The sequence below is a fragment of the Paenibacillus sp. FSL R7-0331 genome (genome assembly GCF_000758645.1).
Classification (GTDB): Bacteria; Bacillota; Bacilli; order Paenibacillales; family Paenibacillaceae; genus Paenibacillus_AQ; species Paenibacillus_AQ camerounensis.
The window spans coordinates 661,976-679,980 of record NZ_CP009284.1; the positions used below are offsets into that span (position 1 = coordinate 661,976).

16 protein-coding genes are annotated in these 18,005 nt (G+C 50.5%); 13 read left to right on the top strand and 3 right to left on the bottom strand.

Annotation, left to right across the window (positions count from 1 at the left end; genetic code table 11):
* Positions 1-9 precede the first annotated feature (9 nt).
* Together R70331_RS02910 and R70331_RS02915 are read left to right on the top strand one after the other, a co-directional pair.
* Positions 10-1,320, top strand: a complete 1,311-nt coding sequence (locus R70331_RS02910) for an SEC-C metal-binding domain-containing protein (protein ID WP_042172707.1) — start codon at positions 10-12, stop codon at positions 1,318-1,320.
* 278 nt (positions 1,321-1,598) lie between these two features.
* On the top strand, positions 1,599-3,005 hold the full coding sequence (locus R70331_RS02915) for a helix-turn-helix domain-containing protein (protein WP_042172709.1): 1,407 nt from the start codon (positions 1,599-1,601) through the stop codon (positions 3,003-3,005).
* 165 nt (positions 3,006-3,170) lie between these two features.
* Here R70331_RS02915 and R70331_RS02920 read toward each other — a convergent pair whose 3' ends face one another.
* The gene (locus tag R70331_RS02920) at positions 3,171-4,370 is read right to left on the bottom strand and encodes a polysaccharide deacetylase family protein (RefSeq protein WP_052418894.1); all 1,200 of its coding nucleotides are present in this window, start codon (positions 4,368-4,370) and stop codon (positions 3,171-3,173) included.
* Positions 4,371-4,550: 180 nt separating this feature from the next.
* Between R70331_RS02920 and R70331_RS32400 the strand changes: the two genes are divergently transcribed.
* The 3 genes from R70331_RS32400 to ilvA all read left to right on the top strand — a co-directional run bounded on the left by R70331_RS32400 (position 4,551) and on the right by ilvA (position 8,835).
* Positions 4,551-4,790, top strand: coding sequence for an aspartyl-phosphate phosphatase Spo0E family protein (locus tag R70331_RS32400; RefSeq protein WP_081947445.1), 240 nt, complete (start codon positions 4,551-4,553; stop codon positions 4,788-4,790).
* Between the two features lie 431 nt (positions 4,791-5,221).
* Positions 5,222-7,402 (top strand): methyl-accepting chemotaxis protein, encoded by a 2,181-nt coding sequence (locus R70331_RS02930; protein ID WP_042172710.1) that lies wholly within the window; start codon positions 5,222-5,224, stop codon positions 7,400-7,402.
* A 170-nt stretch (positions 7,403-7,572) separates the two neighbouring features.
* Entirely contained in the window at positions 7,573-8,835 is a 1,263-nt protein-coding gene (ilvA, locus tag R70331_RS02935) for a threonine ammonia-lyase IlvA (RefSeq protein WP_042172712.1), read from the top strand.
* 86 nt (positions 8,836-8,921) lie between these two features.
* On the opposite strand, the gene R70331_RS02940 is transcribed toward ilvA, so the two are convergent.
* Complete coding sequence (locus R70331_RS02940; RefSeq protein ID WP_042172714.1) at positions 8,922-9,848, bottom strand: hypothetical protein; 927 nt, start codon at positions 9,846-9,848, stop codon at positions 8,922-8,924.
* A 40-nt stretch (positions 9,849-9,888) separates the two neighbouring features.
* Entirely contained in the window at positions 9,889-10,551 is a 663-nt protein-coding gene (locus R70331_RS02945; protein ID WP_042172716.1) for a DUF1129 family protein, read from the bottom strand.
* A gap of 184 nt (positions 10,552-10,735) precedes the next feature.
* Between R70331_RS02945 and R70331_RS02950 the strand changes: the two genes are divergently transcribed.
* The 8 genes from R70331_RS02950 to R70331_RS02985 all read left to right on the top strand — a co-directional run bounded on the left by R70331_RS02950 (position 10,736) and on the right by R70331_RS02985 (position 17,946).
* The gene (locus R70331_RS02950) at positions 10,736-10,936 is read left to right on the top strand and encodes a hypothetical protein (protein ID WP_042172717.1); all 201 of its coding nucleotides are present in this window, start codon (positions 10,736-10,738) and stop codon (positions 10,934-10,936) included.
* Positions 10,937-11,161: 225 nt separating this feature from the next.
* Complete coding sequence (locus R70331_RS02955; RefSeq protein WP_042172720.1) at positions 11,162-11,992, top strand: alpha/beta hydrolase family protein; 831 nt, start codon at positions 11,162-11,164, stop codon at positions 11,990-11,992.
* An 83-nt stretch (positions 11,993-12,075) separates the two neighbouring features.
* Positions 12,076-12,852: a DODA-type extradiol aromatic ring-opening family dioxygenase gene (locus R70331_RS02960; protein WP_042172722.1), complete on the top strand. Its 777-nt coding sequence runs from the start codon at positions 12,076-12,078 to the stop codon at positions 12,850-12,852.
* 193 nt (positions 12,853-13,045) lie between these two features.
* Positions 13,046-14,146: a DUF3048 domain-containing protein gene (locus R70331_RS02965; protein WP_081947446.1), complete on the top strand. Its 1,101-nt coding sequence runs from the start codon at positions 13,046-13,048 to the stop codon at positions 14,144-14,146.
* 206 nt (positions 14,147-14,352) lie between these two features.
* Positions 14,353-14,970 carry a DUF47 domain-containing protein gene (locus R70331_RS02970; protein WP_042172724.1) on the top strand — a complete coding sequence of 206 codons (618 nt, stop codon included), beginning with the start codon at positions 14,353-14,355 and terminating at the stop codon, positions 14,968-14,970.
* Positions 14,971-14,983: 13 nt separating this feature from the next.
* Complete coding sequence (locus R70331_RS02975; RefSeq protein ID WP_042172726.1) at positions 14,984-15,973, top strand: inorganic phosphate transporter; 990 nt, start codon at positions 14,984-14,986, stop codon at positions 15,971-15,973.
* Positions 15,974-16,334: 361 nt separating this feature from the next.
* Positions 16,335-17,063, top strand: coding sequence for an amino acid ABC transporter ATP-binding protein (locus R70331_RS02980; RefSeq protein WP_042172728.1), 729 nt, complete (start codon positions 16,335-16,337; stop codon positions 17,061-17,063).
* A gap of 31 nt (positions 17,064-17,094) precedes the next feature.
* A complete protein-coding gene (locus tag R70331_RS02985; protein WP_042172730.1) occupies positions 17,095-17,946 on the top strand; it encodes a glutamate ABC transporter substrate-binding protein in 852 nt (283 codons plus the stop codon).
* Positions 17,947-18,005 lie beyond the last annotated feature (59 nt).

An 18,005-nucleotide genomic window follows, 5' to 3' on the forward strand; every position in this document is an offset into this window, starting at 1 on the left:
GAATTAGTTTTGAGTAAGGTTGGAAGAAATGACTTGTGCCCATGCGGAAGCGGTAAAAAATACAAAAAATGCTGCCTGGATAAAGAAACCTCTGCAGTGGAGTCGATTCTGCGGCTCGTTACAGCTGAGGAGGCAGCCGCCCGCGAGGCAGCTGCAGTTGCAGCACAAGCTGCTGCTTCTCCTGAAGCCGGTGTCCGGCCTGAAGGCAAGCTTACATTGACCAAGCTGAAAAAAATGGTAACCCGCGAGCTGAAATGGGAGCATCCGGCTCATGAGCAGCTGGCTATGCAGCTGATTGAGAATATGCGGAGCCAGTATGAGCGGGAGCTGATTTTTGAAGCACTGGTGCTTTGGAATGGCTTCTCGGGCCAGACCAGACCTGCAGTGAAGAAAGCAGGCTCGTTCTGCGCGGCAATTGAATATATTCTGTCTGAAGAATACGGGTTCAATCTTTCCCAGGCCGAGCTGGCTGATAAATATGAGGTGACTTCGGCAACTATTTCACGCAAAGTGAAGGAAATGCTGAACTATATTGAGGAATACGGCAGAGAAGGCGATTCTGACGAGCTGCTAGTGCTGAACGGTGCCGGAACTGCCAGAGAAAAGGCGCAGCAGCTGCTGCATAAAGCCATGGAGTCTACCTCCGGGAAACGCCGTGTTCAGCTGGCGGAAGCAGCGCTGGAGATCTACCCGGACAGCTCTGACGCTTATCTGGTGCTTGCCGAAGAGTCTGAGAACGAGCAGGAGGCCCGTGTTTTTCTGAAGGCAGGTATCGCTGCCGGTGAACGGGAGCTGGGTGAAGCTTTTTTTGCCAAGAATAAAGGATACTTCTGGGGGCTGGCCGAGACCCGGCCGTACATCCGGATCTGCAAGAGCTACGCGGAATCGTGCTGGTTCGGCGGCAAAGCGGAGGAAGCGGCAGAGATGCTGGAGCATATTCTGGAGCTTAACCCGGAAGACAATACAGGTGCCCGTTATCTGCTGGCTGCTGTTTATCTGTACAGCAACCAGCTGAAAGAAACGGAGGAGTTCCTGAAGAAATACGGAGAGGATGATACGGCTGCAGCTTTTGCCTATGACCGGATTGTTCTGGAATACAAGAAAAACGGAATTACCTCACAGCTCAAAATGCTGTACCGTGTTGCGCGCGGCGTGAACAAGCACGTGCCTGACTATCTGCTGGGCGTGAAGCGGCTACCGCATAACCTCCCGGATTTTGTCGGCATGGGAGACTCCAATGAAGCGGTTGAATATGTTATTATGCATTCCCGTCTGTGGGCAAGCCTGCCTGACTTGTTAAAGTGGATGCTGAAGCAATAGCAGAAGCATAAATTAATTACTGTATAGTACTGAGCTGCCGGAAAGATTTCCGGCGGCTTTTTGTTTTAAGGGAGATTTACCTCTTCAAACAGGCGGGATTCACAAAGCTTTCATTATATAACGTGCTGCAAAAAAAAGTAAGAAAATAAGAAAAAAAGCAGTTGACGGATATTCTTTTAATGGCTATATTTGTAATATATTAGAAGAAGTTATCATTTCTCAGCGAAGCACTTGCGGATGTTGCCGGCATTTCTGATGTTCCTCCAGGAGGTGGTTAGATGATCTACACAACCACGATTCGCAGCGAGCTGGAAGGCTTTATTGAACGGGAAGGCTTGAATCTTAGCCAGCTAGGCAGAAGAGCAGGCCTGAATGCCGGAACGGTCAGTTCCTTAATGAAGGGAAGCCGGGTCTTGGCGATTGACCAGCTGGACAGAATTACCAGAGTGCTAGGCTTGCCTGAGGGCCATTACTATGAGCAGTATATTCAGGAGTGTATTGTAGAGACCGTGCCTAACTGGCGCAGAATCAGACCGTTTCTGTTCCGGTGTGCGGAACTGGATTGCCTGTCTTGCATCCGCCAGTCAGTGCAGATGCTATTGGACAATCTGACGTATTCGCCGCTGCTGTTTGAGGCTGCTGAAGAGTTTTTTGCTTCTGGTAAACCGGAAGCTGCTGCTATCCTCTATGAAAGTGTTGCCGCCAGTGAAAGAAGGCAGCATTCAGAACGCCTGGCCTTCTGCCAGTACCGGTTATTTACGCTAAGGCAAGGTGATAACCAGGAGCGGAATCTGCAGGCTGCCATTCAATTTGAGCCTTATGTGGACAGGCTGGATGAGCTTGATCAGCTGGATGCGCTTAGGGAGTTAGCCAATACATACAAGTCATTACAACGATGGGATAAGGTTGATGAGATTGCAGCAGAGCTTGGCAACAAGGCCGAGATACAGCTTAGGCTGGCATCCCAGCCCGGGCTCAAGAGAGAGGCAACGGATAAGAAGCTGAAGCGGCCGCTGTTTGCCTATTTAACATTTTCAAATCTGCTGCGCGGCGGTGTGTGTGATTCGAGAGGTGCTCATAAAGAGGCGCTTGAATACGCCTACCGGTATGCTGATTTAAGCTGGGTTAAGGATCGGGATGAAGAAACTGAGAAATGGGTTAAGCTGTTTGAGGGTTGGGCTAAAGCGAATATATTTGTGTGTAAGCTTATGATCGGAGATGAGAGTTTCATTCCTGAATATGCAGAATTCATTGAGCAGGACGAAGAAGAATTGCTGATAGGAATTCTGAATATTACAAAGGCTGCAAACAGATTTGATTTTAATATTGATGTTATTCTGGAGAGGTTTAAGCCCCGGCTCATGTTCTATCTTTCAATGCAGTCAGAGTCAGCGGGCATTTATACACCTCAGATTATAGATGAAGAAACTACAGAATGCTGCTATCAGTTAGCTTATTACTATCTATGGAATGAGCTATATTCAGAGGGTTTCCGATATGTGCTGGCTGGTTTGGAGAAGGCGGAGCTTATCAATAACGAAGCCCGTATACTATCATTTGTGCGGTTGTTTGAACAATTCCGAGATTACGCATCATTTGATATACAGCAGCAATACCAAAATTCAATGAAAAAGGGGTTTGTTCAGGATGAAAAGAAAATTAGCAGGGTTGTTAGTAGTAAGTAGCTTGTTATTAGGAGTATTAGTCGTTCCTGGTATCTCTAAAGGAAGCCCTTTTACTCCATCCAATATCCATGGCTGTCTGTAATTTGATTGACTGAGACCAGCCTTCCGGCTGGTCTTTTACTTTATTATCAACGGTTGCAGCTCAATCACTTTGACAAGCAAGGGCTACTTCAGCGTTACACCATCCGTGCTCAGGCTGCCGGGTGTCAGCTTCAATGTCCGGGTGTCCGGGTCATAGTCCATCTCAACCCCCAGCGCTTTGCATAGGGGACTTAACGGAACCAGCAGTATTCCATCCCTCAACTGCGGCTGAGTCCAGGCAAGAGGAACCATACTTGAATTTATAGTCATTTCCATCATCGGCTCAGCATGTTTCAAAGATTCTATGAATTGATCCGGGGAGAGGGTGCTGTCTCCTTTGTTGATCCGCGGTGCAACTGGTGTCATTCTGGAGCAGAGGCCCTCCCGGATACTGAATTTCAAATCGATTCCGATGGAGTTGCTCGCTTCCAGCAGCCTGTCATTAAATGAACCATAAGGAAAAGCAATCGCCGAATCTATATTACCCAGCTCTTCCTTAAGCCTGCGTTCCGCCAGAGCCAGGTCCCCGATTACTCTTCTGTAGTATTCTTCATTCAGCTCATTTCGGTTCTCATCATTTATGTACAGCAAGTTACTTGCCGCCGGACGGGTTCCCCCTTCTGCGTCGACAATGCCGTAATGATGCAGATTGTAGGTATGATTATAGAAGCTCATTCCAGCGCTTTTCATCTCACGCATCTGCTCCCAGGTAAGCTTGGGTACCTTCTTTCCATCCGGATTATCAACGTCAGAAGCAATGATGAAGTTAGCCGCAGTATAGCCGTGCTTTTGCAGAATGGGAAATGCCAGCGTATAGAAGCTCTCATAGCCATCATCAAAAGTCAGTAAAACGGCATTATCGGGGACCAGAGCGTTCTCCAGCATAAATTGCCGGTATTGCTTCATCGTAATAACCTGAAAGCCTTCCTGCTTCAGAAGCTGCATATGCTCATCGAACTGTCCTGCGGTTAATACGCCCGGGTTCAGCGATACGGATTCACCGGTGAGGTGATGGTACATCAGCACCGCCACCTGATCCTTGTAATAAATACCTTGTGGAAGCGCAGCCTGCTCCTGCCAGCTGATCCGGGCATTCAGCACCCGCTCGGCCACGTCTTTAGCAAGCATAACTTCATGGTCCTGGGCCAGTGTATAGTTATCTGTTGTAATCTTGTATCCGTCAACACCGGTAATTTCGAGCTTGGCCGTAACATTATCCATTAATGCAAACCAAAAAATGAATAGCAGGATAGCAACGTAAATATAGCGCCTATTTGTTTTCACTGTTAAAGTCTCCCATATCCGATTTATATTTCTAAGTATATAACGCTTCAGACAGTGAAAATTGTGACAAGGTTAATAAGCATCATCTAGTAAATACCCTAGTTTATGATTTATCTGAAAAAAGTTTCACATAGAGAAACGCATACTATTCTAAAATACTATCGAAAGGAGGGATAAAAGGTGAAGGATTCAGAATGTATGAAACACAGTATTGAGCAGGCACGCTATAAGCTGAACAAGCTTGAACAGCAATTTGATCTCTTACATCCCGTGGTGCTCCATCAATCGATGGTACTCGATGAACTTATAAATGAATACAACCGGTATTGCTTCAGACGAGCTATGGAAGCCCTGCGCAGTAAATCCCCGGCCGCCCAGGCTAACCGGGTTGAACAGCCTCGTCAGCTGAGCTTCAGCTAAACGCTCCCGCCCCGGATATATAGCGTGTGAAATTTTTTTATGTAGCAGCGGCAAAACGTTTGCACAACAAGAGGACTAGTCATTTGCCGCTTCTGCACCCTTCCTCCCTAATGGCCCCATACACTGCTTAAGCCGCACATCCGTTCAACCTCAGGGCGCCCCCTGATAACAAACCTTACATGACATTCAATGAAAGCCCCTTTTTACCGATAAATCAGCTTATACAGCGGACTTTTTATCTGGAAAAGTTTATTTAAACATGGATTTTTATGAAAAAACCTGACATGGTCACAGTATTTTCACAGCTCAAGGTAAAACGGTAAAGGGATAAAGAGTTTTTTTGCAGAAATAAGCAGAAATAAGTCGAAAACAACTGGATAATTTCATAAGAGGGTACGGTCGGCTCATATTTAGAAAAAGGGGGGAGCCCTATGGCACTAAGGGGAAATAAGCAAGAGAAGAGCAAGAAGGGGCAAAAGCCGGAACTATTGGCTGTGGACGGGCAGGGGAAACCCGCCGCAGGGTATTCAAAGGGGGCAGCCAAGCCGCTCTCCACGCTGCAATCGCTGATTGAACCGGTCCGCAATATGGGCATCCGGGGGAAGCTGTTCTTGTCAGTCATTGTGTCGGTTGTCGTCATTATTGTTGCTGTAGCTCTGGTGATCTATAGCAATGCCAAGCAGATAATCGTAGAAGATCTGAACAGCTCACTATCCTATGAAAAGGAAAAAATCAACGTAAAGGTCAATGACCTGCTTCAGCCAGCCTCAGAAAGTGTGGAGCTGCTGAATGCCAATAGTTATATCCGTGATTTTATCAGCAATGTGGAATCAGCCGATACGGTAAAGACGACAGACGGCTATATCGAGCTCATTGAGACACTTAATCTGATCAAGAACAGCAATAAGAACCTGCTGAATGTCTATATTGGACTGGATGCGGTGAACAAGGTGATTACCCAGGCTGAGTTCGAGCCTCCGGCCGACTTCAATATGAAGGAGCGCAGCTGGTATACATCTACTGCCCGGAATAACCGGGTGACGGTAACCGATCCTTATATTGATGCAGGCTCAGGAAAAATGGTTGTAAGTGTCACTGCGCCGATCCAGAATAATGCCGGCAAGCTGATCGGGGTAGCCGGAGTGGATATTTCAACGGAGCAGATTACCCGGGCGCTGAGTGAGTTCAATTACAACGGCAGCGGATTTGCGATTCTGATTGATAAGGCCGGAACGTTCATCTATCATCCGGAGCCTGATAATATTCTGCTCAAGACCATGGGTGATCTCGGTCCGGACTGGAAGGCTGTCGGCGATAAAATGGTCCAATGGGGGGCAAATGTAATCACCTCGGATATTGACGGTACGGACAGTTATGTTTCCTATGCTCCTGCTGTGCAGGGTCAGTGGTCGGTTGCGCTGATTGTTCCCCGGGCGGATGCGGAGAAGGTTCTGACGACCTTCAAGCTGATCTTTTTGATGGCGGTTATCGGCGCTGTGGCCGTAATGTCTGTGCTGCTCTATTTTGTCTCGAATAGTATTCTGAGGCAGATTCCAATCCTGACGGCAGCATTCCGGACTGCGATGACCGGTGATATGTCAGTACGGGCTAAGGTAACAGCCAAAGGGGAAATCGGGCTGCTTGCCGACGGCTTTAACGAGATGATTGCAACCCAGCAGAAGCTGATTCAGGATATTAAGATGAGCTCAGGCAGTATCTCCAGAGCGCTTGACAATACGGAGAAAAATGTATTTGCGCTGGATGGAAGCATCTCGGAAATCTCGGCGATTACCGAGGAATTGTCTGCCGGGATGCAGCAGACGGCAGCCTCAATGCAGGAGATGAATGCAAGTACAGATGAGATTGAGCATGCAGTGAGCGGGATTGCCCGCAAAGCCCAGGAAGGTGCCGAGGCAGCCGGCCGGATCAATGAACGTGCGGACAGGCTGAAGGAAGCGGCCGCCGCTTCAAGAATGCAGGCGGATGCAGTATACGGCCAGAGTGAAGAGAAGCTGCGCAGTGCAATTGAGCAGTCCAAGTCAATAGCCCAGATTCAGGTGCTGTCAGGGGCTATTCTCGAAATTGCCGCCCAGACCAACCTGCTGTCGCTCAATGCCTCCATTGAAGCGGCCAGAGCAGGCGATGCGGGACGCGGGTTTGCCGTTGTCGCCGAGGAGATCCGCAAGCTGGCGGACACCTCACGCGAGACAGTTTCCGAGATTCAGAATGTTACAGAGGCAGTAGTAGATGCTGTTGCCAAGCTGGTAGACGGGGCGGAAAATATGCTGCGCTACATGGGCGGCCAGGTTCGGAAGGATTATGACTCCATGCAGGAGACGGGCGAGCGTTACAGCGAAGATGCTGTATATATTGAGGCGCTGGTAACGGACTTCAGTGCGACCTCTGAACAGCTGCTCGCCTCCATCCAGAGCATGCTGACAGCTATTGCGGAGACCAGCAGTGCTACGAATGAGGGGGCTGCAGGGGCTGGCAGCATCGCTGTCCAGGCAGAGCAGATTATCGGCAAATCAGGCGGAATCGTCGCCGAGATGGAAGACATCAAGCTCAGCTCGGCTCAGCTGCAGCAGGCTGTGTCCCGCTTCAAAGCGTAATCACTTTAAGTTCTTTAGCCAGCTTCGCCGTGAACGCGCGAAGCTGGTTTTTTGAGCTTGGGGCGGGCTGGAGTATTGCCGGGAGCAGACAGTACTTGATAAAATGTCTTTGGGAGAGTATGTTACAAGAAGCGAAAATTTAAGATAGAGACAGTGAGGCGAGGAACTTGATGAGAGACGGCGAAGACCGGATCGTAGGAATGGAAGATATTGTGCGGGCACACCATGTGCTGCGGGAGGTCATTGTCCGTACACCGCTTCAGCTGGATGCGGTGCTGTCGGCCAAATACGGCTGTAATGTATATTTGAAGCGCGAGGATTTGCAGATTGTCCGTTCCTTCAAGATTCGCGGAGCTTATAATATGATCCGCAGCCTGTCTGCTGAGGATAGAGCCAAGGGAATCGTCTGTGCAAGCGCAGGCAACCATGCGCAGGGTGTAGCGTATTCCTGCAAAGCACTCGGGATTAAAGGCAAGGTCTACATGCCAAGTACAACTCCTAACCAGAAGATTAAGCAGGTCCGGCGCTTCGGCGGCGAATTCGTAGAGGTTATTCTCAAAGGGGATACCTTTGATGATGCCTATGAAGAAGCACTTCAGGCTTGCATTGATCATAGCATGACCCTGATTCATCCGTTTGATGAGCCGCGGATTATTGCCGGTAACGGCACGATTGCCATGGAGGTTATGGAAAGCCTGGACAAGCCGGCAGACTTTGTGTTCGTTACGATTGGCGGGGGAGGTCTGGCTGCAGGTGTAGCTACCTATGTGAAGACCGTAAGCCCGGCTACAAAGGTTATCGGAGTGGAGCCTACAGGAGCAGCTTCCATGAGTGAAGCCTTGCAGCGCGGTGAGGTGGTTACCCTTAATGAGATTAATAAATTTGTGGACGGCGCGGCTGTTAAGCGTGTCGGCGGCCTGACCTTTGACATCTGTTCCCGTCACCTTGATGATGTGGTCAAGGTACCAGAGGGCAAAGCATGCACGACCATTCTGGAGCTGTACAACGAGAATGCAATTGTTGTTGAGCCGGCCGGCTCGCTGACGATTGCGGCACTGGATATGTACCGTGATCAGATCCGCGGCAAGACGGTTGTATGTATCGTCAGCGGCGGGAACAACGATATTGACCGGATGCAGGAGATTAAGGAGCGCTCACTGATCTATGAAGGGCTTAAGCATTACTTCATGGTTAACTTCCCGCAGCGTGCCGGAGCCCTTAAGGAATTCCTGGCCGAGGTGCTCGGTCCTGATGATGATATTACCCGGTTCGAATATACGAAGAAGAATGATAAAGAGAACGGACCGGCGCTTGTCGGTATCGAGCTGTTCCAGCGTGAGGATTATGAGCCGCTGATTGAGCGGATGAAGCAGAAGGGCGTCGATTATACCGAGATCAATAAGGAACCGAATTTATACAATATGCTGATCTAGCCGAAAAAAGGCCCGTCTGAGGAGAATACTCCGCAGGCGGGCCTTTTCTTTGTAAGGGCAGGAATAAGCCCGGGTCTCTTCCAAAGCTATGATACAGGGACCTCGGCCTTCCGGTAGCTCTCCACAGCGTCGTCCAGCTTGAAGCCGTTCTCCTTCAGCAGCTTCATAAAGCCTTCAAGCTTATCCAGGAAGGGGCTGCTTCCGGTGTTTTTGGAGAGAATGCTGCTGTAAGCCTTCTGGGCCTCCAGATCCATCTCCAGACTGTCATAATGGAAGAGCGGTGTATTGTTCTGACCGTAGAAGGTGTCGGTCTCATACATGGCGTACAGCTGCTTGACCGCAGCTATACGGTTGGACTTCGGATAGGTCCGGACGAACTGCTCCTGGCTGAGCGCTCTGGCAGCCACCTCAGACCAGCCGATGACCAGCCCGTTATCCTTGGAGGAGGGGAGCGCGGATTCAGCAGCCATTATCGTGATGTAATCCCGGATATCGCTTGTGACGTACAGCTTATACTTACGGTAAGCTGCATAATCAATCACCGGGAAAAAAGTGCCCTCTGCCGTTTCCAGCTTATACCCGCTCTCTCCGGCTCCTTTGAGCAGAGTGCGCAGGCTGCTGTCGTCTGTACTCTCGGCAAGTTTAGCCATGCTTGCGCCCGCTGTGTAGATGGAGCCGAGCCTGCGCTGTACAGCGCTGTTATTGAATTTGCTAGCCCAAACCTTCAGCCCGGCCTTATGCACGTTCTCCAGCTTCAGGACCAGAACAGTAGCCTGATAAGGGGTAACAGCATAAATATTGCTGTTGATATAGCGTACTGCCTGAGGCAGCTTTCCGGAGTCAGTAAGCAGCGGCAAGGCGGCTGTATAAACCGCCTGGGTATGGCTGCTGCCTGTGGCTGAGGCAGCAGCCTTGGAGGCTCCGGCACCTGTGCCTTCGGCTTGAGCGGAATTAGCAGCAGACAGGCCGAGAATGAGGGCCAGTGCAGTCAGTAGAATGCTATGCTTCTTCATGGAAGTTTCCCCCTGTAGAGTGCGAAATGGAATAAGAATTCTAGGATTTGAAGAATATAAGTTTCAGCCCAAGCCCTCCGGCTGCGCCTAATGCCAGGCTAACCCAGGGTGAGACTGTAATGACCGGAAACAGATTATCCAGAAAAACACCTGCGAATATAACAACGACAGCTACAACGATATAGATGCCAAGGGCCTTGATATCAAAGGTTGCAGGCTTTGGCGCATCATTCTCGGACAGGGAGGACATCCACCGTACCAGCAGCTCCATCAGGACAATTGAGCCGAATCCCACTACAATCAGTGTAAAAACGCTCACTTTGCCGAAAAGATCCGCGTTGCCGCCGATCCACTTCATTATAAGCCCGCCGACTGCCAGCACCGAGAACATTAGGGTCAGGGCGGTCCAGGCAATCATTAAATAATAGTTCAGTCTGCTTCGTTCAGGCCGCCCAGGCGCACTGCCCATAATTTCATTGAAATAATCCTCCGGATGTTCCCCGAAAATCTGCTTGGCACTTTTGCCTTTACTCTGTCCCTGCAGCAGCAGTGCCGCGGCTTCCAGGAGCAGCTCCTCCGCCCGGACCCGCTCTACACGGCTTGCCCGCATAGCCAGAATCATATCCTCAAAATAAGAACGGTTAAAAGGGGTCATCTGCTCGCGCAGGGCGTTATTTTCCTTAATCATAGCTTTAACTTTCATAGCTGAATTATAAACCTCCAGAATAGGGTGTAAGCGCAAAAGCCTTCAACCTAGAGTATACGTTTGCCCGGCTGCTGTGTGCAAGGACAACCCTCCTGCAGTATGAATAATCTATTTTGGAAGAGTGAACACTAATCTTGTGATTAGCTTCACAAACAGGCAGAAGGAAGGGGCAGGTAGCGTTATGGATAATAAGGATAAACAACAGGCAGGGGCATTCAGCGGAGACGGCTTCGCGCCTGCAGAGAACAGCGGAGTCGGCGATTGGGGAGGCTCGGACGGCTTCAGCCTATGGGATGCGGCGGGACAAGAGACCGTGACAGGCTTTGAGGACTGGGAAGGCCGGCAGGAAACCCATGATATGTTTCACAACAGCTACGACTGAAACAGCCGGTCGGTTATGGTTTATTCGCCTCTTGTGCTCCGGTGGAGCGGAAGGGGCTTTTTTTTGCCGGATGAGGAGCTTCAATGTGAACTTGTCTGCCGGCTGCATTAATGTAATACTGTTGACAAAGGAAATGCAAAAAGTATAATAAAGATATTAATCATACTAAGTTAATCGGAATAATACAATATTGGAACAGTGTTACTTTTAGAGGAGGGTACGGCAATGGAGCGGAATATCGTTATCCGGTATGAACAGGAAGAGCTTACTGCGAGCATACATTATCCATCACGGGACAAGGGAGCTACCGGACGCTGCAAGGACCGGGTGCCGCTGGCCGTGATCTGCCACGGGTTCGTGGGCAACCGGATTGGTGTAGACCGGATTTTTGTGAAGGCAGCGCGTGAGCTGGCCAGTGACGGATACATGGTCATCCGCTTCGATTATGCAGGCTGCGGTGAGAGCACCGGGAACTATGGAAGCCAGGATATTGAGTCGCTGATTGCCCAGACCCGGGCGGTGCTGGACTACGGAATCGGCTCTGCAGATATTGATCCGCAGCGTGTAACACTGATCGGCCACAGCCTGGGCGGGGCAGTTGCGCTTCTGACGGCTGTCCGTGACCGCCGGGTGAAGAACCTGGTGCTGTGGGCCGCGGTTGGCTACCCGTTCAACGACATAGTCAAGATTGTAGGCAGGGACGCCTATGACCGCTCCGTCAAGGAAGGTGCCGCCGACTATGCAGGCTATGCCTTTACTCCGGTGTATTTCAACTCCCTGGCGGCCTTCCAGCCGTTCCAGGAGGCAGGCAAATTCAGCGGGGATGTGCTGGTTATCCACGGTACTTCAGATGAGATTATCCCCGTCGATTACGCCTTTCTCTATCAGAAGCTGTTCTGGACCCGTCCGGAGGGGCGCTGCGACAAGGAGATTATTTTCCAGGCGGATCATACCTTCTCGTCAGGTCCTGCCCAGGATCAGGTGCTGAAGCGGACCAAGGAGTGGATGAATCAGCAGGAGCATCTGCAGCAGGAGTGGCAGAACTGGATGATCTGATGCGTGCCGCTGCTCGCATTCCCTAACGATAAGCGTTAAAATAAAGGAGCAGACCATATACTGGGATATGGAGGTAGGCTCCTATGAAATTACCGGCATTTTTTATCGCGCACGGCTCCCCGCTCCTGGCAATGGAGGATAATGAATACACCCGCTTTCTGGAGCGCCTTGGCCAGGATCTGGAAAGGCCGCGGGGGATTGTTGTTTTCTCGGCACACTGGGACAGTCCTGAGCAGCTCATTACGGTAGATGCACAGCATGAAGCGCAGCATGATTTCTATGGATTTCCGGAGGAAATGTACTCGCTGGCTTATCCGGCCCCCGGTGATCCTGCACTGAGCAGCCGGATTTCGGAGCTGTTCAGTAAGGGGAATCTCCCCCATCAGCCTGTTTTGGGCCGGGGACTTGATCATGGCATATGGGTGATTCTAAGCAAAATGTTCCCGCAGGCCGATATTCCGGTCGTGGCTTTATCTGTTGATTCTCTGCGTTCGCCGAAGGAGCAGTACAGGATCGGTCAGATGCTGGCTCCGCTGCGTGAGGAAGGGATTCTCCTGCTGGGCAGCGGCGGACTCGTCCACAATCTGCGGCTCCTGAAGGAAGACGACCAGCCTGAGCCGTGGGCTCTGGAGTTCGATGAGTGGCTGGCCGAAGGCCTCCGGAATTGGGATCTGCCCGCGTTGTTCGCCTATGAGCAGAAGGCGCCGCATGTGCGGGCTGCCGTTCCATCCTATGGCAAGGAGCATTTCGTTCCGTTATTCTACATCATGGGGACAGCCGATGCCGGAAGGCAGGCACAGCTGATGATTCAAGCCTACCAATACGGAACGTTAAGCCTGAACTGCTGGATGGTCGATTGACATTAATAACATAAGCTAAGGATATGGCCGATATAGAGGCTGTATCCTTTTTTTGCGGTCTCCTTCAAGACAAAGGGGACAGGCTATGCTTAAATAGAGGAAACGGTTCCAGATATACCCTTCTAACTTCTCCGGATTATCCTTTATACATTTTTAAGAAAAACAGCTCGAACCATGAGGAGGAATAACAGAAATGATGATAAACCGTAATGCTTCCCGGTTACTCACCGGGCTTATGCTGGCTACAATGCTGCTCTCCGCCTGCGGCGGCGGAAACACAGCGCCGGAAGCGGCTCCGACGCCAGCGGCCTCTGCATCACCGCTGCCAAGCGCACTGCCGGAAGCTTCGCCGACGATGGCTCCTTCCGCGAGGCAGGTCTCCGGCCTGACTGGTCTGCCGGTGCAGGAAGGCAGCCTGCCGCGCCCGCTGGCCGTTATGATCAATAACGCGCCTGCCGCCCGGCCGCAGTCCGGCATCAGTGAAGCGGATGTGCTCTACGAGGTGCTGGCGGAGGGCGGGATTACGCGGCTGATCGGCATTTTCCAGAGCCACACCGGTGTGGTCAAAATCGGCCCGATCCGCAGCATCCGCCCCTATCTGCTGGATCTCGGAGAGAGCTTTGGCGGAGTGACGGTTCATGCCGGAGGCAGTCCTGCGGCTTATGCTATTCTGCAGCGGCAGAAGAAAGCGGATATGGATGAGATCGGCAATGCCGGTGCGTATTTCTGGCGTGATAAGGAGCGGAAGGCGCCGCATAACCTGTACAGCAATGCAGCAAAGCTGCTGGAAGGGGCCGATAAGCTGGGCTACTCCGCAAGCATCGGGGTCCCGTCCTATGAGTTCACCGATCCTGATTACCTCCCTACAGAAGGAGCGCCGGCAGCGGAGCTGAGTATTCATTTTCTGCTGCAGAGTTATACGGTAGGCTATAAATATGATACGGAGCGCCGGAGCTATGCCCGTTCTGTCAACGGTAAGGCGCATCTGGATCTCAACAATAATAATCCGGTGGAAGCGGCTAATATCTTGGTCATTGGGGCAGACCATAAGGTATTGGATGATGTCGGGCGGCTGCAGATTGATGTGGAGCTTGGCGGTGAGGCACTGCTGTTCCAGCGCGGTACAGTCCTTACAGGCAAATGGGCACGGAAGCCGGATGACATGATCCGTTTTGTGAAAACGGATGGAACTGAAGCTTTAATGTACCCGGGAATTACGCATGTCCTGATCGTTCCGAACAGCCCGTCCTTTTCAAGTCACGTGGAGTATACAGCTGCACCAAGCCCAACCTGAATACGAACGAAAAATGGCGGTTCAGAGAATTGTTATGTAAGTTCGACGAAATTGTTAATATAACGTAAAAAAGTTCGCTTTTTTTCTTCTATCCCCAGTGTGGATATGATAAGATAACAAGGGTTGTCATTCATTTTCATGCTGCTTACATTTTGGATGGCATTCCAGACTCTCACGGCAATTTTATGTAAAGGGGTTTAAAGGAAATGAAGTTGAAAAAGAAGGATATTTTCTTTGAGACACTAGAAAATATGGCGGATACTATTGTTCAGTCAGCTGATTACTTCGCTCAGAATATCAGTAATCTCCGGGAAAATATCGATACGTTCGCTGCGGTGATGAAGAAATACGAATCCCAGTGCGATACTTACACGCACACTGTTATCAAGGAGCTGAACAAGACGTTCATCACTCCGCTCGAACGCGATGACATTATGGATTTGATCACCAGCATGGATGATGTTATGGACGGCCTGGAGGCTTCTGCTTCACGTTTCTATATGTACAACCTGCTGGATGCTGATGAATATATCGTGCAGTTTGCCGAAATTCTCCGCCAGTCTGCCTATGAGATTCAAAAAGCGGTTCATCTGCTCTCGCAGAAGAAGCTGCTTGCCATCCGTGAGTATACGATTCGCCTCAATGACCTGGAGAACCAGGGTGATGAAGTGCTGCGGATCTGCACCAAACATCTTTTCGAAACGGTCAAAGACCCTATTGAGCTGATCAAGCGCAAAGAGCTCTACGAGCGGCTGGAGACGACCACGGATAAATGCGAGGACGTAGCCAACATGCTGGAATCGATCATCATGCGCAACTCATAAGGGGCTCTAAGATATGGAAACATCATTATTAATGCTGGGTTTTGTAATTTTTCTTGCACTGGCCTTTGATTTCATCAACGGCTTCCATGATACAGCGAACGCAATCGCCACTTCCGTCTCCACCCGTGCGCTTAAACCGCGTACCGCTATCATCCTTGCAGCACTCATGAACTTTGTGGGGGCGCTGATGTTCACAGGGGTAGCCAAAAAAATCGGCGGCAGCATTACCGATCCGACCCTGCTGGATAACGGGATTAATATAGTAGCAGCGACTCTGATTGCGGCTATTATCTGGAACCTGGTCACCTGGTGGTTCGGGATTCCGTCTTCCTCCTCTCATGCCCTGATCGGCGCTTTAGCCGGTGCAGTGTATGTAGGTGCAGGCTCCGACCATATTAAGTGGGAGGGCTTTATTGAGATAGTGGAGGGGCTTATTTTCTCCCCGCTGATCGCTTTTGTGATCGGTTATATTGTAATGACGATCCTGAAATGGATCTTTGCCAAGCGCAGTCCTCATACCGTAAACAAAGGGTTCCGGTCAATGCAGGTCATTACGGCTGCACTGCAATCCTTTACGCACGGTACGAATGACGCCCAGAAGGCGATGGGGATTATCACCTTTGCGCTCGTGACCTCGGGACGCCTGGATACGATGGAAGTTCCGCTGTGGGTAAAAATTGCAGCTGCAACGTCTATGGCCCTCGGAACCTCAATCGGCGGCTGGAAAATCATCAAGACGATGGGTACGAAGATTTTCAAAATTGAGCCGATTAACGGCTTCGCTGCGGACATGTCTGCCGCATCCGTTATTTTTACCGCTACCCTGCTGCACCTGCCGGTCAGCTCGACGCATGCCATTACCTCGGCGATTCTCGGTGTAGGTTCGGCCAAGCGTTTCTCCGCGGTGAAATGGGGAGTAGCCGGACGGATTATTGTTACCTGGTTCATTACGATTCCGATCAGTGCAGTGCTGGCCGGATTAATCTGCAAGCTTTTCTTCTAAAAGTAAGGGTAATGAAGATGTCATGGAGGCCACGAACGGCTGCTGACATCTTTTTTTGTTGCCCGGGGGACCTATATACATACCGGATACAGCCGAAGACACCGCGAGGTGTCTTTTGTGCTTTACAAGAGAAAAGGTCACAAAAAGTCACATGAATCCGATAAAAAACATTAATCGGGGCAAAAAGAAAATGAAATATCTCACTTTCAGAAAATAAAATGACATGAAATTTTACAATAAATCGTAGGATATTGTAGGATATGGTAGTCTTCGCAGTAAGGTGTGTTTTAAGTGTTACCATAGCTAACAGAGAACGGCTTAAGGTCATCTAACTATAAAAGCTTGCAAAGGAGGACTGTCGTTGATTGATTTTCATCAGGTAGAGAAGCATTACGGGCATTTCCATGTGCTGAAAAGTATTGACCTGCATGTTGAGGAAGGGGAAGTGGTCGTCGTGGTTGGCCCTTCCGGGTCCGGTAAAAGCACAATGCTGCGCTGTATCAACCGGCTGGAGACGATAACCAGCGGCGGGCTGACTGTTGACGGAATAACGGTAAATGAGCGCAAAACAGACATTAACAAGCTGCGTAAGGAGATCGGGATGGTGTTCCAGCATTTCAATCTGTATCCGCACAAAAAGGTGATCGACAACATTACGCTGGCACCGGTCAAGGTGCTTGGGCTGCCTAAGGCAGAGGCGGAGAAGACAGCCATGTATTACCTGGAGAAGGTCGGGATTGCCGATAAAGCACAGTCGTACCCGAACCAGCTGTCCGGCGGACAGCAGCAGCGTGTCGCCATAGCCCGGGGCCTGGCCATGAAGCCGAAGATTATGCTGTTCGACGAGCCCACCTCGGCGCTTGATCCGGAGATGGTCGGGGAGGTGCTGGATGTCATGCGTAACCTGGCCCGCGAGGGAATGACGATGGTGGTTGTGACACATGAGATGGGCTTTGCCAAAGAGGTTGCTGACCGGGTGATCTTTATGGATCAGGGACAGATTGTGGAGGAAGCGGCACCGGCGGAATTCTTCGCCAGTCCCAAGGAAGAACGGACACGTACGTTTCTCAGCCGTGTGTTAAGCCATTAACCAAATATACAGATTATGGGGAGGAAGAGAAATGATGAAGATCAAGAGCGTGAAATGGGTAAGCCTGCTGCTGTTTGCTGCACTGTTCGTAATTGCCGGCTGCGGCAATAACAACACCGGGAACACCGCTGCAGGGGGCGGTAATACTGCCGGAGAATCAACGGATTCGGCCGCGGTTGCCAAGATCAAGGAACGCGGCAAGCTGCTGGTCGGTGTGAAGTACGATACCCGGCTGTTCGGACTGAAAGACCCTGCTTCCGGTAACGTGGAAGGCTTCGATATTGACATCTCCAAAGCCATTGCCAAGCATATCCTGGGCGACGAAAATGCAATTGAGCTGAAGGAGGTTACGTCCAAGACACGTATTCCGATGCTTAACAACGGTGAGATCGATATGGTTGTAGCTACGATGACGATCACAGAAGAACGTAAGAAGGAAGTTGACTTCTCCGACGTATACTTCCAGGCCGGACAGTCTCTGCTCGTTAAAAAGGGCAGCCCGATCACCGGACTTGAAAGTGTAACTAAGGATACGAAGATCCTCGGTTCCAAGGGAGCTACTTCGATCAAGAACATCAAAGAAAAGGTTCCGGGCATCACTGTGCTGGAATTCGATAACTATCAGGATGCATTCGCAGCCCTGAAGGCAGGCCAAGGGGATGCGCTGACAACAGACGATGCGATTCTGTACGGTATGGCTTCTCAAGATGAAGGCTACGAGGTTGTAGGCGAACCGTTCACGGATGAGCCTTACGGCATTGCTGTACAAAAAGGCAACACGGATGTCGTTCAGGCCATCAACGATACACTGACTGAACTGAAGGCTAATGGTGAATATGATGCCATTTATACGAAATGGATCGGTAAAGCTCCAGCGAAATAAGCCTGGAATTATTCTCACCCTATAAGGACAGCGAAACGGTACCCGGCCTGTACAGGACG